This window comes from Hartmannibacter diazotrophicus, assembly GCF_900231165.1.
Taxonomy (GTDB): Bacteria; Pseudomonadota; Alphaproteobacteria; order Rhizobiales; family Pleomorphomonadaceae; genus Hartmannibacter; species Hartmannibacter diazotrophicus.
In genome coordinates this window covers 3,503,780-3,519,515 of the sequence record NZ_LT960614.1, presented here as the reverse complement: position 1 = coordinate 3,519,515, position 15,736 = coordinate 3,503,780, and the positions used below count along the sequence as shown (strand labels likewise).

Here is a 15,736-nt window from a genome sequence, read left to right as displayed (position 1 = left end):
TGCGCGTCGCGCCATGGTCCGCCTGCCGTGCGAGTCTTTTCGGTCGTTTGTATGCATATATCTATTTTCTGCATGCAAGTCACCGCCACCAGACGAGGCGATTGTCGATGAGGGTGAGGACGCCGTAGAGCGCCAGGGAGCCGAGGGAGGAGAGGAAGACCGCCGCCCAGACGGCAAGATAGTCGATCTGCGCGGTAGACTGGTAGATAACCTGCCCGATGCCCGCATAGGCACCCATCATTTCCGCAACGATGACGGCGATCGTGCTGCGGGCAAGGCCGACGCGCAGGCCCGTGACGATGGCGGGCATCGCCGCCGGCAGGCGCAGGCGCCAGAGGATGCCGAGCGGTCCGGCGCCGAAGCTGCGCATGAGGTTGATGCTCTCGGCCTCGGGCTTCTTCAGGCCCTGCAGGGCGTTGAGCAGGACGGCGAAGCTGACGGCGAGGGCCGCGAGCGCGATCTTCGACGAAACGCCGAGCCCAAACCAGATCAGCGCCAGCGGCACGAAGGCGACCGAGGGCACGGAATTCAGCATGACCACGATCGGCAGCAAGGCCCGCTCCAGCGGCGGGGCGAGCACCAGGACGATGGCGAAGGCCAATCCGATGACGGAGCCGATGCCAAAGCCGCCGAGGGCTTCGCCGAGCGTGATGGCGAGTTGCGGCAGGAGCGAGCCTGATTTGAGGACCATCGTGCCGAGGATCGCGAAGGGGCCGGGCAGGACGAAGGTCGGGATGTCGAAAAGGCGCACGCTGCCTTCCCAGACGAGGAGCAGCGCGGCGAGCCCCGCGACCACGGGCCAGGCGCTCAGCGCCATATCGGTCAGTCGCCGCGCCACCATATGAACCTCCGTTCGATGAGGACGAGCGCGCCATAGAGCATGCCGCCGAGAGCGCCGCAGACGATGATGAGCAGCCAGATGCGGGGGACCTGCTCCATATACATCGCCTGGAGCAGCAGGACGCCGAGGCCGACGGTTTCGCCGAACCAGTCGCCGACCATGGCGCCGATGAGGCTGAGCGCGATGCCGAGTTTGAGGCCCACGAAGATGGTAGGAAGCGCCGAGGGCAGGGCGTATTTCCAGAAGATCTGGAAGCGGCTGGCGCCGAAGCTCTGCAACAGGTCGATCTTCTGCGGATCGGCCGACCTGAGGCCGCGCAGCGTGTTCACGGTCACGGGGAAGAAGGTGAGATAGAAGGCAATCACGACCTTGGCGAGGATGGTGTTGCCGAAGGAGATGACCACGACCGCGCCGAAGGCGATGACCGGGACCGTCTGCGAGGCAACGAAGATCGGAAAGAGCGAGCGCTCCAGGAAGCGGACATAGGAAAAGCCGGTGCCGCAGAGGAAGCCGAAGGCCGCGCCGGCGGCAAAACCCAAAAGGGTCTCGGTGAGCGTGCGCAGGAAGCTTGATGCCAGACCCGGCGCGATCTTCCAGCCGTCGGCGAGAACGGTTTGAAGCGGCGGCAGGATGCGCGGCGAGATGCCGAGCACCGGCACGACGGCGAGCCAGATGAGGGCCAGCACGAGGATGGCCATCGCAGGCGATTGGAGAAAGCCCCGGATCGTCATGAGGCGCCCGCGCTTGCAAAGCTCTTCAGGCTTTCTTCCTCGACGATGCCAAGCAGGCGGCGCTTGATCTCGATGAATTCCGGCGAGGTGATCACCTCGGCGCCGCGCGGACGCGGCAGGTCGATGGTCTCAACGGTCTTGATGCGGCCGGGACGGGCGGTCATGACCACCACCTTGTCGCCGAGGAAGATCGCCTCGTCGATGTCATGGGTGATGAACAGCACCGTGCGGCGGTGTTTTTCCCAGATTTCCAGGAGCCAGCGCTGCATCATCGCGCGCGTCAGGGCGTCGAGGGCGCCGAAGGGCTCGTCGAGCAGCATCAGTTCGCGCTCGAAGAGGAAGGTGCGCATCAGGGCGACGCGCTGGCGCATGCCGCCGGAAAGCTGGTGGGGATAGTGCTTTTCAAAGCCGGCGAGGCCGAACTCGGGGAACATCGCCTCGGCTCTTGCGCGGGCCTTGGCGCGCGGCACGCCCTCGATCTCAAGGGCAAGCGTCGCGTTGTCCAGCACCGTGCGCCAGGCAAAGAGCAGGTCCTTTTGCGGCATGAAGGAGACCTTGCCGAGCAGTTCGCCGTCGCGCTGCGGCTTGTTCTTGAAAACGACCGAGCCGTCCGAATCGGTGTCGGTGAGGCCGGCGATCATGTTGAAGAGCGTGGACTTGCCGCAGCCGGACGGGCCGATCAGCGTGACGAATTCGCCGGGCTGGATGGCAAGGTCGACGCCGGCAAGCGCCACGGTCTCGCCTGCACCTTGGCCAAAGCGCTTCCAGACATTGACCATCTCGACGAGGGGCGGGCCTACCTCGGGCTGGGCCTTTGCGATGCCGGAGGAGGGCGCCTCCTGGTCGGCGACCTCGGGCGTTGGATCGTCCATCTGCAAGGTGGCTCCTTTGAGAGCTGTCATCGTCGTTCCAGGATCCGAAAACCGTGCCAGGCGGGCGATGCGCCGCCGGCTGATCGTGTTGGGCAAGGGGCCCGCGCCATCTCGGGCACGATCCGGCGCGGGCAGTTTGGCCGGTAACAGGGGAGCAACCGGCAAAACGGTGGGCGTTTCGGAAAAGCTCAGAGCTTCTTGTTCTCGTCCGGAACCTTCTCGCCGAAGCTGGTGTCGAAGGCCTTGGAGAGATCGACCGGCGCCTTGAGAGCCTCAAACCCGAGCAGACGTTCCTGGACCGCCTCGATCGACTTCATGTCGAGCGTGCCGAGGCCGACGGTGCCGCCGAGGTTGGAGGTCATCAGCTCCTGGACCTTGTCGAGCATCAGTTCCTGGTGGGTGCGGTCGAGGCCATCGGCGGCGGCCATGATGATGTCGACGGCCTCCTTCTTGTTCTCGAAGGCGTATTTCCAGCCCTTGAGGGTGGCATCGAGGAAGGCCTGCACCATCTCCGGCTTTTCCTTGATCATCGTCTCGGAGGTGATGATCGAGTCCTGCTGGGTGGTGATGCCGCTGTCGTCCGGGATGAAGAGCTTGATGTTGTTGATGCCCTGTTCCTTCAGGGTGTTCAACTCGTTGTAGAGCGTGACGGTCGCCACGTCATACTGCTTGTCGATGAAGGGCTGCATCGAGAAGGGCTGGGAGACGATGTCGACCTCTTCCTTGGACAGGCCGTTGGCGGCCAGCACCGAATAGAGCGTGTACTGGACGCCGGTGAACCAGACGGCGACCTTCTTGCCCTTGAAGTCCTTGACCGAATTGATGCCTGAGTCGTCGTAGGTGACGAAGGCGAAGGGCGTGACCTGCTGGTCCATGCCGATGCAGACGATCGGCAGGCCCTTTTCGCGGGCATAAAGAACGCCCTCGGTGCCGCTGGCGATGCCGAAGGTGTCGTTGCCGGACCCGACGAGGGTTTCGGCATTGAGGTTCGGGCCGCCCGGATTGATGGTCATGTCCATGCCGGCTTCCTCGTAGAAGCCCTTGGCCTTGGCGACGTAGATACCGGCGAACTGGGCCTGCGGCAGCCACTTGAGGCGGACGGAGACCGCCTCCCCGGCGTGTGCGGGCAGGAGCGTTGCGACCGAGGCAATCGTCGCAACGGCGGCAGCGGCTAGGCGGCTTTTGATGGATCGCATGAAGGTCCCCTCACGTTGGCAATGCATGTCGAAATTCATGTATGCAGAAATCGCCTATCAATATGCATGCCAATCGACGGCGCGTGCCGGATTGCCGCCGGTTCTGGGCTTCGTGTGGTGGACTCGAGGCCGGTCTTCTTGCGTGCAAGGGTCCGTATCTGTGCGGAATTGACTGCCTCCTGCGCATGTGCCGCCTGAAATATGGGCATTGATTATCCAAAAATCCGTGTTTTGTATAATGAGAGTTCAAATCGGGCGCCGAACGCTTCCGCGGCGCCGTTTCTCCTGGCCGCATCGTGAACGACGACATCCTTGATTCCCTTGCCGATCTCAGCCTGATGGAGGCTGCCGGGGCGCTTCGCGCCGGCAAGACCTCGTCGCGCGCGCTGACGCAGGCGATGCTCGATCGCATCGAGCGCCATGACGGCCGGCTGCATGCCTATGTGCATGTTGCGGCCGACGCGGCGCTGGCGCGCGCCGAGGCGATGGACCGCGAGCGTGCCTCGGGGACGGATCGCGGCCCGCTGCACGGCATTCCGATTGCCGTGAAGGATGTCTTCTGGACCAAAGGCATGCCGACGCGCTTCGGCACGACGGTCTTCGACGACTGGACCGCGCCGGAGGATGCGACGGTCATCCGCCGGCTGGAGGCGGCCGGTGCCGTTCTTCTTGGCAAGCTGACGCTGACCGAAGGCGTCTACGCGGGCTATCACCCGAGCGTCGTCGAACCGATAAACCCCTATGGCGCGAAGCACTGGACGGGCAATTCCTCGTCTGGCTCCGGCGTCGCGCTCGCCAGCCGTCTTTGCTACGGCTCGCTCGGCACGGACACCGGAGGCTCGATCCGGCTGCCGTCCGCCTGTTGCGGCGTCACCGGCATCAAGCCGACCTGGGGGCGGGTTTCGCGGCACGGTGTCTTTCCGCTGGCCCATTCGCTCGACCATGTCGGATCGATGGCCCGCACCGCGGCAGATGCGGCGGCGATCCTTTCCGTGATCGCAGGTGCCGACAGCCATGACCCGACGGCATCCGTTACGGCGGTTCCCGACTATCTTGCCGGCATCGACGGCGGCATCGCGGGCCTGAAGATCGGCGTCGACCGCGATCTTATCGCCCGCAAGGCCGACGGCGAGGTGCTGGCGTCAATCGAAGCTGCGCTTGAGGTCGTGCGCCGGCTCGGAGCACAGATCGTTCCCGTCCGTTTTCCCGAAACGGACGCCATTTTGCACGGCTGGGCGGTGGAATGCGCCGTCGAGGCGGCGCTGGCGCACGCCGACACCTATCCCGCGCGCAAGACCGACTATGGCGAGCGCCTCTCGTCCCTCCTGGAGCGTGGTCACCGCTATACGGCCTTCGATTTGGCGCGCGCGCAGGAGGCCCGCCGCCGTTTCCGGGGCGAGATGGCGGCGATGATGGCCGGGATCGATCTTTATCTCTGCCCGGCGCTGCCCGTCGCCGGTCCCAGTCTCGACTTCATGGCCTCGCTCGGCGAGGACCCGGCGGCGATCCTCGCCATCGGTCCGTTCACCGCGCCCTTCGATGTCGCCGGTCTGCCGACCATCACGCTGCCTTGCGGGCAGAGTTCGGCCGGCATTCCCATCGCCTTCCAGTTTGCCGGCAAGGCCTTCGACGAGGGCCTCATCTGCCGTGCGGGACACGCCTACCAGCAGGTGACGACGCATCACCGCCTTAGCCCTGACCTTTCCTGACGCGACGCAAGACGAAAGCCCATTCATGTCCGACATGCTTGTCCGCAACCGCTATTTCGACGACCTTTTTGCCACGCCGGATCTGGCCTGGATGGGGCAGAACACCAACCACATTCCGGCCCATCCGGCTGTGATCGAGGCGATCACGGCCTCGGTCGCGGCGCTGGAATTCAACGCCTATGCGCCGCCGCTCGGCTTTGAATCCCTGCGCAAGGCAATCATCGCGGATTTCGGCGTCGACGGCGTTGAGGCCATCGTGACCGAGGGCGGCGTCAACGCGCTCGCCATGGTGACGCGCGCGCATTGCCGCCCGGGCACGACCTTCGTGACGACCGACCCCACCTGGAAATGGCCGTGCCAGTTCGCTGAGCAGATGGGCGCCGAGGTGATCCGCATCCCGATCTACGATCCGGCCTGCAACTATCGGCTGACGCCCGAGGCGCTCGCGGCCCATGTCGATGAGCGGACGGCGATCATCTATCTCGTCGACCCGAACAATCCGCTCGGCATCACCTATCCCGGGGAGGAGATCGAGGCCTTCGCCGAGATCGCCCGCTCCTGCGGGGCGCTGCTCGTGCATGACTGCACCTACCGGGATTTTGCGAGCGATCATACGCCCGCCATCACGGTGGCGCCGGATGTCTCCATCGTTTCGATGAGCTTTTCCAAGTGGCTCGGCCTTGCCGGCCTTCGCGTCGGAGCGCTCGTTGCGCGGCAAGAGTTGCTCGAAGCCGTGGCGCCCTATGCCTCGGGGGTTCTCGGGTCCTCCGTCATCGCGCAGCGGGCCGCCGAAGCTGGGCTCCGGGTCAAGAGGGACTGGATGGCCAGTGTGCTTGCCATCGATGCCGCCAACAAGGCGATGATCCGGGGCGCCTTTGCCAAGCTGCCCGGCTTCTCGCTGCCGGTGTGGCCGTCCCAGGGCAATTTCCTGGTGATCGAGACGACGGAGAGCGGCCTTCGCCCGGAGGCGCTGGTGGCGGCCTTCTCCCGCGAGGGCGTCATGATCCGGCAGGGAAGCTACCACACCGAGACCTTCGGCGACCGCTTCATCAAGGTGTCGACGACGGTGCCCAAGGCCTGGGCGGAGAAGTTCTGCGCCGTGCTGCCCAAGGCGATCGAGACCGCGCGCACCATCAACGACGTCCAGTCGCAGTTCTGAGGAGAACGACATGTTCGTCACTGCACGCGATGGGACCCGTCTTCACGTCGAGGAAGCCGGCAGCGGCACGCCGATCCTCTTCATCCACGAGTTCGGCGGCAATCATCTCTCCTGGGAGCCGCAGCTTACTCACTTTGCCCGCAATCACCGCGTGATCACCTATGCGGCGCGGGGCTATCCGCCGTCCGACGTGCCCGAGGATATCGAGCGCTATTCGCAGCGGATCGCGGCGGAGGATGCCGTTGATGTGCTGGACGGGCTCGGCATCGACAAGGCGCATATCGTCGGCCTGTCGATGGGAGGTTTCGCGACGCTGCATGTCGGCCTCATCGCGCCGGAGCGCTGCCTGTCGCTCACCGTCGCGGGCGCAGGCTACGGCTGCGAGAAGGAGACGGAGGAGTATTTCCGGCAGGTCTCGCTCAACGTCGCCGACAATTTCGAAAAGCAGGGTTCGGAGGCCTTTGCCAAGGTTTACGCCCTCGGGGCAAGCCGGGTGCAGTTCCAGAACAAGGACCCGCGCGGCTGGCAGGCCTTTGCCGATCGCCTTGCGACCCATTCCTCGCTCGGCGCGGCGATGACCATGCGCGGCGTGCAGGCGCGGCGGCCGTCCTATTACGATCTCGAAGCCGAACTGAAAGAGATGATGGTGCCGACCCTCGTCATGGTCGGCGACGAGGACGACCACTGCCTGAAGCCGGGGCTGTTCCTGAAGCGGGTGCTACCTGCGGCGGGCCTCGCGATTCTGCCGAAGACCGGCCACACGCTGAACCTCGAAGAACCCATCTTCTTCAATCTCCTGCTGGCCGATTTCCTGGCGCAGGTGGAGGCCGGACGCTGGGGCGAGCGCGACCCGCGCGCCAATCCGGCCCAGATCATGCGGACGGACTGACCGATGACCGCCAGTCCCAGCCTTTCCGTCGATGGCGACCGGCTCTGGTTGCGCCTGATGCGCCTTGCCGAGATCGGTGCGCTGCCGGGCGGCGGGGTCAACCGGCAGGCCCTCAGCGACGGCGAGATCGAGGCCTGGCGGCTGGTGATCGGCTGGGGCAGGGCGGTGGGGCTTGCGCCATCGACCGATCCGGTCGGCAACCTGTTTCTGACACTGAAAGGGGCCGATCCGGGTGCCTTGCCCGTGCTTGCCGGCAGTCATCTCGACAGCCAGCCGACGGGTGGCAAGTTCGATGGTGCCTTCGGTGTGCTGGCAGCGCTGGAAGCCGTGACGCGGCTGCACGAGGCCGGTGTCACGCCAAAGCGGGATATCGCGGTCGTCGCGTGGATGAACGAGGAAGGCTCGCGCTTTGCGCCGGGCATGATGGGCTCGGAGGTCTTTGCCGGCGTTCGCTCGCTCGATGCCATCCGCGCCGTCGTGGATGCGGAAGGCATTGCGGTGGGCGCCGAGATCGACCGTCTTCACGCGGCATTCCCGGACGTGCCGCAGCGCGCGCTCGGCTTTCCCTTCGCGGCCTATGTCGAGCCGCATATCGAGCAGGCAACGATGCTGGAGACGGCGAACTGCCCCATCGGCATCGTCGCCGGCATTCAGGGCAAGAAGACGTGGCGGATCGTCGTTTCCGGCGAGAAGGGCCATGCCGGTACGGTTCCACCTGCGGATCGCCGGGACGCGCTCGCCGCCTTTGCCCGCATCGCCGCGCGGCTGTATGACGAAATCGGCGCTGGCGACGACGACATGCGCTTCACGATCGGCCGCGTCGTGGTCGAACCCAACGCGCCGTCGGTGATTCCCTCGCGGGTGACCTTTTCCGTCGACCTGCGCCACCCGGACAACGGGCGTCTCGATGCGGCAGGGGCCTTGCTGGAACGCATCTGCCGCGACGGCGCGGGGCGCTGTTCGGTCGATATCGTGCCGCTGGTGGACGCGCCCTCGAACGGCTTCGATCCGGTGATCGGCGATCTCATCGAGGCGTCGGCGGTTGCGCGCGGCATTGCCTTCCTGCGGCTCCTCTCGGCCGCCGGCCACGATGCCCGGCACATGGCGCCGCTGGCGCCGAGCGCCATGATCTTCATTCCCTGCCGGGACGGCGTCAGCCACGCCGAGGAGGAATGGGCCGAGCCGGAACACGTCACGGCGGGCGCAAACGTGCTCCTGGATGTCATCTCGAAACTGGCTTCGGAGTGAGCATTCCTGGCAGCGGCGAGAGCGATCCACGGTCCCGATCCTCGTTCGGACTGCATGGGTACCCGGGCTCAGTGCTCAATTTTTGATCGATCGCGACGACTGTGAAGTGAATTTCCGCGTCGTTATTTTGCTGGTGAAATAATAATTTCTGCACAATCTCGTGTATTATTGGATATATATTGTTTGACAGCTAAGGGTAATTCTCATGTTTTGAGAATTGAATCGACAAATAATTGTCACAATAGCTTTGGGAAACTGTCATCTGACATCCGTACACCTGCCTCGGTCCAATCCCTAACGGCAGGTCAAAACCATGATCAAGCAGACCCTTGCTGCAAGCCTTTCGCTTGCCATCCTGAGCTCGACGGCGCACGCCGCCACCGAAATCACCTGGTGGCATGGCATGAGCGGCCACAATGGCGACGTGATCAACGAAATCTCGAAGAAATTCAACGACTCGCAGAGCGCCTGCAGCCTGACCCCGGTCTCCAAGGGCACCTATGAGGAGGCTCTTGCCGCCGGCATCGCCGCCTTCCGCTCCGGCGAGCAGCCCAACATCCTGCAGGTCTTCGATGCCGGCGCCGCGACCATCATCAACGCCAAGGGCGCGGCCATCCCGGCGGAGGACCTGATCAAGGCCGCTGGTCACGACTTCGACCGCAACGCCTTCATCGACGGCGTGCGCTACTTCTATGCCGACAGCGACGGCAAGTTCATCGGCATGCCGTTCAACTCCTCGGCGCCGATCATGTACATCAACGACGAGGCCCTGAAGAAGGCCGGCGTCGAGGCGCCGAAGACCTGGGAAGAGTTCGAGGCGATCGCGCCGAAGCTCAAGGCCGCCGGCTACGTTCCGCTCGTCCAGTCGCAGCTGACCTGGGAGTTCACCGAGAACTTCTTCTCGCGCAACAACATCCAGTTCGCATCGAACAACAACGGCTACGACAGCGTCATCGACACGACGATCAACGTCACCGATCCGAACCACGTGATGATGTACGACAAGCTGAAGGCTTGGTCCGACGAGGGCTACTTCGGCTATTACGGCGCCGGCTGGTCGGACAACCAGAAGGTCTTCGAGGAAAACAAGGCCGCGCTCTGGATCGGCTCGTCGGGCTCCTTCGGCGGCCTGCAGAAGACCGCCCAAATGCCTTTCTCGGCAACCTTCCTGCCCTACTGGAACTCGATCAAGGGCGCCGGTGTGCACTCGTTCATCGGCGGCGCGGCGCTCTTTGCCATGGCTGGAAAGCCGGAAGCGGAAAACAACTGCACAGCCTCCTTCTTCCAGTTCCTGACCTCGCCGGAAATCCAGGTCTTCTGGCACAAGGCGACCGGCTACGTGCCGATCACCAAGGCCGCCTACGAGATGGCCAAGGAAGAAGGCTACTACAAGGAGAAGCCGGTCGCCGAAGTTGGCATCCAGCAGCTTTCGCTGCCGGGCGCCGAATGGGACAAGGGCTACCGCATGGGCTTCTACCCGCAGATCCGTGAAGTCATGGAGCGCGAGTACGGCCGTATCTTCGCCGGCGAGACCACCGTCAAGGACGCCATGGAGACGATCAAGAAGGAAGGCGACGCACTGCTCGCCCGCTTCGCCAAGACGTCTGGCTGATTACCAACCGGACTTCAATTCGGACATCCGGGCCTGCGTGCCCGGATGTCTGCCGTTTTTCTTGTGTCATCCCCGGCGAGCCGAATGTCCATTCGGCGAGGGAAGGGGATCCAGACTTCAATCAATGCGTTCCGTCGCCGGCTTTTGGATTCCCTTCCCCTTGGCCTTTCGGCCTTGGCCGGGAATGACACTGAGCCGAGCGAGGGAATGAGGCAGGCACGAGTTCCGCCCGCCTCCCGAAACCGGAACATCCCGGCCCATGAAGCGCGTACAGTTTTCCCGTCCCCTTTTGCCCTATCTGCTTCTGCTGCCGCAGATGGCGGTGGTCTTCATCTTCTTCTACTGGCCGTCCGCCCAGGCGATCCAGTCGTCCTTCTATCTGGAGGACCCCTTCGGCTTTGGCTCGTCCTTTGTCGGTCTCGACAACTACCGCGATATCTTCGCCTCGTCGGAATACCTGAAGATCGCCAATTTCACCGTCCTCTTCACGGTGCTGGTGACGGTCTTCTCGTTGGCGATAGGGCTCCTGCTGGCGGTGAAGGCCGACAAGGTCCTGCGCGGGGCGAGCGCCTACAAGACGCTGCTGATCTCCGTCTATGCCGTGGCGCCGCCGGTCGCCGGCCTCATCGGCGTGATGTTCTTCGACCAGCATGTCGGCCCCTTCGTGAAGCTTGCGGCCATGTTCGGCTGGGACATGAAGGTCGGGATCAACTATTGGGACACGGCGATCACCATGATCACGATCGCGGTGTGGAAGCAGATTCCCTACAACTTCATCTTCTTCCTGTCGGGTCTTCAGGGCATCCCGGCCTCGATCGTCGAGGCGGCCTCGATCGACTGCCGCTCGGGCTTCCGCCGCTTCTGGACGGTGGTGCTGCCGCTGCTTTCGCCGACGGCCTTCTTCCTGCTGATCATCAACGTCACCTACGCGCTCTTCGATACCTTCGGCATCATCGACACGACCGTGAAGGACAAGGCGGCGAACAACCCGATCACGCTTGTCTACAAGGTCTACATGGACGGCTTCCGCGGCAACGATCTCGGCGGCTCCTCGGCCCAGTCGGTGATCCTGATGATCGTTGTCCTCGTCCTTACCTTCTTCCAGTTCCGCTTTATCGAGCGGCGCGTCCACTACAACTGAGGGCCGGGCGATGAACCGAACGCGCATCTTCGATCACCTGATCCTCATCCTCGGTGTCCTCTTCATGATCGGGCCGGTGGTCGTGGCCTTTCTCACCTCCACGCACACCGCCGTCGAGGTCCACATGCAGGGGCTGATGGCGACCTGGGGCGATCATTTCGCGGAGACCTACGACAAGGTGCTGTTCGAGAAGGGCGGCTTCACCGGCAAGGTGACGGGGCTCGCCATGCTGAAGAACTCCTTCATCCTCGGCATCGGCTTTGCCGTCGGCAAGATCGTCCTTTCCATGCTGGCGGCCTATGCCATCGTCTATTTCCGCTTCCGCATGGGCGTTGTCTTCTTCTGGATGATCTTCACGACGCTGCTGTTGCCGCTTGAGGTGCGCATCCTGCCCTCCTACGAGGTGATGACCAGGCTCGGCCTCGTCGACACCTATACCGGGCTCGTCGTTCCGCTGCTCGCTTCGGCGACCGGCACCTTCTACTTCCGCCAGTTCTTCAAGTCGGTGCCGGACGAACTCCTGGAAGCGGCGCGCATCGACGGAGCGGGGCCGGTCAAGTTCTTCATCGACGTTCTCGTGCCGCTGTCGCGCAACATGATCGCGGCGATCTTCGTCATCATGTTCGTCTACGGCTGGAACCAGTATCTCTGGCCGATGCTGATGACGACCGACGAGAGCTTCTTCACCCTCGTGCGCGGCATCAAGCAGATCCTGCTCGTCTGGGTCGGCGCACAGATTCCCGATTACAATCAGGCTTTTGCGCTTGCGGTCCTCGCAATGCTGCCGCCGGTTCTGGTCGTCGTCATCTTCCAGAGCTGGTTCATCAAGGGCCTGACCGAAAGCGACAAGTGAGACGTATCGCACCATGGCTACCATTACCCTCGACACCGTCCGCAAGGTCTATTTCGGCAATTTCGAAGCGGTCAAAGGCGTCTCGATCGATATCGCTGACGGCGAGTTCATCGTGCTGGTCGGCCCGTCCGGCTGCGGCAAGTCCACGCTGCTGCGGATGATCGCCGGCCTGGAGACCATCACCACCGGCGAGGTCAAGATCGGGGATCGGGTCGTCAACGATCTCGACCCCGCCGACCGCGACATCGCCATGGTGTTCCAGAACTACGCGCTCTATCCGCACATGACCGTGCACGGCAATCTCGCCTATGGCCTGAAGAACCGCCGCATGCCGAAGCAGGAAATCGCCGAGCGGGTGGCCGAGGCGGCGCGGATGCTGCAGCTGGAACCCTATCTCGACCGCAAGCCGCGCGCGCTTTCCGGCGGCCAGCGCCAGCGCGTCGCCATGGGGCGGGCGATCGTGCGCCAGCCGGAGGCCTTCCTCTTCGACGAGCCGCTCTCCAACCTCGATGCCAAGCTGCGCGTTTCGATGCGCGGCGAAATCCGTCAGCTTCAGCGGCGGCTTGGTGTGACCTCCGTCTACGTGACGCACGATCAGCTCGAAGCGATGACGCTGGCCGACCGTCTGGTCGTGCTCAACGGCGGCAAGATCGAGCAGATCGGCACGCCGCTCGAGGTCTATCATTCCCCGGCCTCGACTTTTGTCGCGAGCTTCATCGGATCGCCGGCCATGAACCTGATCGAGGCGACCGTGGAGGCCGGCGAGATCCGCGTCGGCCAGAGCCGTCTCGGGCCGTGTCCGATGCCGGATGTCCGGGGCGAGGTGACGGTCGGCGTCAGGGCGGAAGACCTTCGTCCGGCCGCTCTCGGCGGGACGGGCATCCCCGTCCGGGTCACCTATGTGGAGGAACTCGGCGCGCAGCGTCTGGTGCATGGGCAGATCGAGGGGCAACCGCTGACGATGGCGCTGTCGCCGGCGATCCCGCTCGCCGACGAGATGACCGTCGCCTTCGACGCTTCGGCGCTGCATGTCTTCGACAAGGCGACGGGCGAGCGTTTTGCCCGCGCCAGCAGCCTTGCCGCCTGACCGGTCTCATTTTCATTCTCCCGGAGCACAATCGTGATCATCGACAAGACGGTGGCAGCTCTTGCGGTGCCAACGACCCGCGAGCGTGAGGCGCTGGCAGCATTGGAGCCTTCGGTCGCGGCGCATGACAAGGCGATGGCCGGGCTTGATTGCTTCGGCGCCGTCGAGGTTGCCGGCAGCGCGAAGGAGATGGCACCGCTTGGGTTCCCGCTCACGGTTGCGGCCTGGAACCTGGAGCGCTGCCTGTTCCCCGAGCGCTCGGCGGCGAAGATCGCGGCAAGTGGCGCCTCGGTCGTTCTCTTGTCGGAGATGGACGACGGCATGTCGCGCAGCGGCCAGCGCCACACGACGGCGGCCGTCGCGGATGCCCTCGGCATGGCCTACGCCTATGGTGTCGAGTTTCTGGAGCTTGGGCTCGGTTCGCAGTCGGAACGGCAGTTCTGCAAGGACGCCAGCAACGAGAAGGGCTTTCACGGCAACGGGTTGCTGGCAGCGGGCCCGCTGGTTCGCCCGTTCCTGTTTCGGCTTCCCGGCGAGCGTGTCTGGTTCGGTGGCGGCGAGCAGTCGCGCATCGGCGAGCGCATGGCGGTCGGTGCCGTCATCGAGACGGAGGAGGGGCCTTTCGTGGCCGTCTCGGTGCATCTGGAAAGCAATGCCGACAGTCCTTACCGCGAGCGCCAGATAATGGCTCTGATCGATGCCGTCGAAGCCCATGCGCCGGGGCTGCCGATCCTCATTGGCGGGGATCTCAACACGGGCAATCACATCGGCGGCGATTTCGAGAAGGAAGGCCTCTTTGCCGCAAGCGCGGCGCGCGGCTTTCTCCGCCACAGCGGTCCCATGGACCAGATGACGACCCGGCCGAGCCTGATCACCCGCCATCCGGACCGGGCGATGAAGCTCGACTGGTTCCTGTCGCGCGGGCTTGCGATCGGCTCCAGCGCCATCGTGCCCTCGCTCGACGACGACGGCACGCCGCTTTCCGATCACGACATGATCGTCTGCCGGATCGAGGGATTTTCGATCTGACCCCAACGGTTTGGCCGCGTCCGGTTGCGCCAGGCTCCCGCAAGTCTTGACCCGCATTTTTTGACCCCGAAGCCCTCGGTTGATTTCTCATACCAATGAACCAAAACGTTTTGGATTGATCCCGAAAACGTTTTGGATTACGACTCCCCCATCAAATATCGGCGCCACCGGTCCTGACAACGGGCCAGAAACGGACAAGCCGAAGAGCGGGAACGGGGAGAGAATGGCGAAGCGTCGGCCCATCGGACTGAAGGATATCGCGGCCGAACTCAATCTCTCGGTCACGACCGTCTCGCGCGCCATGGCCGGCTATTCCGACGTCAGCGAGGCCACGCGCCAGCGCGTCATGGAGGCCGCCGCCGCCCATGGCTACGTGCCGAACCGCATGGGCCGCATGCTCGTCTCCGGCCGCAGCAATTTCATCGGCATGGTACTGCCGTTGCGTTCCGGCGAGGTGATCGACGCCTTCATGGGCGAGTTCATGGTTGGCCTCTCGGAGAACCTGACGCGCCGTCAGCTCGATCTCTTTCTTGCCGCCGTGCCGCCGGACCACAGCGACATGGACACGCTGCGCCACATGGTGGACGGCCTTTCGGCGGACGCCGTGGTGATCAACCGCATCACAAGGGACGATCCGCGCGTGCGCTTTCTGATCGAGCGCAAGGTGCCCTTCGTCGCACACGGCCGCGTGCTCGATCACGACCTACAATTTCCCTGGATCGACACCAGTGGCGAGGATGCCTTCCGCGATCTGGCGCATCTTCTGGCCGATCTCGGCCACACGCAGTTTGCCGTGCTCGGTCCCGATCTGCCCTACACCTACGCGCATTTTCGCCGTCTCGGTTTGGAGCAGGGGCTGGCCGATCGCGGCCTTGCGCTCGATCCGAACGCTAGCGTCGAGGTGGATGTCGCGAACCGCGAGGCGGTTGTTGCCGCGGTTGCCCGGCTGCTCGATCTCGACCCGCGCCCGACAGCCATCGTCTGTCTTACCGACCGTCTTGCCTTTGCCGCCATGGAAGCGGCTCGTCAACGCGGCCTCGTCATCCCGCGCGACCTGTCGGTTACTGGCTTCGACGACGTGCCGACCGCAGCCTATGCGGGGCCCGCGCTCACCACCTTCAGCCAGCGCATCCGCGAGGTGACGGCCTCGATCGCTGAAATGCTGGAGATGGCGATCACGGCCGGCAACGACGCCGTGCCGCCGCGGCTCATCGCGCCGACCTTCATTCCGCGCGGCAGCCATGGGCCGGCGCCCGATCCGCTTGCCCGCAGGGCCGCCAGCCCCGAGCGCCGGCACCAGCCCGGCCGCAAGACACCCTGAGCGGTTCGGCGCTCCAAACCTTCAAATCGTCTTTTGTTCAAGAAAGGG

General features: G+C 64.2%; 14 protein-coding genes. 10 read left to right on the top strand and 4 right to left on the bottom strand.

The features are described from left to right. Positions 1-79 precede the first annotated feature (79 nt). The 4 genes from HDIA_RS16425 to HDIA_RS16410 form a co-directional block, all read right to left on the bottom strand. Entirely contained in the window at positions 80-841 is a 762-nt protein-coding gene (locus tag HDIA_RS16425) for an ABC transporter permease (protein WP_099557143.1), read from the bottom strand. Further along, the gene (locus tag HDIA_RS16420; RefSeq protein WP_099557142.1) at positions 823-1,572 is read right to left on the bottom strand and encodes an ABC transporter permease; all 750 of its coding nucleotides are present in this window, start codon (positions 1,570-1,572) and stop codon (positions 823-825) included. Before HDIA_RS16420 ends, HDIA_RS16425 begins: the two co-directional genes overlap by 19 nt. Continuing rightward, entirely contained in the window at positions 1,569-2,474 is a 906-nt protein-coding gene (locus HDIA_RS16415; protein ID WP_197708038.1) for an ABC transporter ATP-binding protein, read from the bottom strand. Before HDIA_RS16415 ends, HDIA_RS16420 begins: the two co-directional genes overlap by 4 nt. 158 nt (positions 2,475-2,632) lie before the next feature. Next, complete coding sequence (locus tag HDIA_RS16410) at positions 2,633-3,640, bottom strand: ABC transporter substrate-binding protein (protein WP_099558954.1); 1,008 nt, start codon at positions 3,638-3,640, stop codon at positions 2,633-2,635. Between the two features lie 296 nt (positions 3,641-3,936). Between HDIA_RS16410 and HDIA_RS16405 the strand changes: the two genes are divergently transcribed. From HDIA_RS16405 to HDIA_RS16360, 10 genes are all read left to right on the top strand, one after another. Further along, positions 3,937-5,349, top strand: a complete 1,413-nt coding sequence (locus HDIA_RS16405) for an amidase (RefSeq protein WP_245883904.1) — start codon at positions 3,937-3,939, stop codon at positions 5,347-5,349. Positions 5,350-5,374: 25 nt separating this feature from the next. After that, positions 5,375-6,508: a pyridoxal phosphate-dependent aminotransferase gene (locus HDIA_RS16400; protein ID WP_099557141.1), complete on the top strand. Its 1,134-nt coding sequence runs from the start codon at positions 5,375-5,377 to the stop codon at positions 6,506-6,508. Between the two features lie 10 nt (positions 6,509-6,518). Then, positions 6,519-7,397, top strand: a complete 879-nt coding sequence (locus tag HDIA_RS16395; RefSeq protein ID WP_099557140.1) for an alpha/beta fold hydrolase — start codon at positions 6,519-6,521, stop codon at positions 7,395-7,397. Positions 7,398-7,400: 3 nt separating this feature from the next. Beyond that, the gene (locus HDIA_RS16390; protein WP_099557139.1) at positions 7,401-8,645 is read left to right on the top strand and encodes a Zn-dependent hydrolase; all 1,245 of its coding nucleotides are present in this window, start codon (positions 7,401-7,403) and stop codon (positions 8,643-8,645) included. Positions 8,646-8,958: 313 nt separating this feature from the next. Next, complete coding sequence (locus HDIA_RS16385; RefSeq protein WP_099557138.1) at positions 8,959-10,257, top strand: extracellular solute-binding protein; 1,299 nt, start codon at positions 8,959-8,961, stop codon at positions 10,255-10,257. A gap of 259 nt (positions 10,258-10,516) precedes the next feature. After that, on the top strand, positions 10,517-11,398 hold the full coding sequence (locus HDIA_RS16380) for an ABC transporter permease subunit (protein ID WP_099557137.1): 882 nt from the start codon (positions 10,517-10,519) through the stop codon (positions 11,396-11,398). Positions 11,399-11,408: 10 nt separating this feature from the next. Beyond that, entirely contained in the window at positions 11,409-12,251 is an 843-nt protein-coding gene (gene ugpE / locus HDIA_RS16375) for a sn-glycerol-3-phosphate ABC transporter permease UgpE (RefSeq protein WP_099557136.1), read from the top strand. 13 nt (positions 12,252-12,264) lie between these two features. Continuing rightward, entirely contained in the window at positions 12,265-13,338 is a 1,074-nt protein-coding gene (locus HDIA_RS16370) for a sn-glycerol-3-phosphate import ATP-binding protein UgpC (protein WP_099557135.1), read from the top strand. A 36-nt stretch (positions 13,339-13,374) separates the two neighbouring features. Continuing rightward, entirely contained in the window at positions 13,375-14,367 is a 993-nt protein-coding gene (locus HDIA_RS16365) for an endonuclease/exonuclease/phosphatase family protein (RefSeq protein ID WP_099558952.1), read from the top strand. A gap of 223 nt (positions 14,368-14,590) precedes the next feature. After that, the gene (locus tag HDIA_RS16360) at positions 14,591-15,688 is read left to right on the top strand and encodes a LacI family DNA-binding transcriptional regulator (RefSeq protein WP_099557134.1); all 1,098 of its coding nucleotides are present in this window, start codon (positions 14,591-14,593) and stop codon (positions 15,686-15,688) included. Positions 15,689-15,736: the final 48 nt, after the last annotated feature.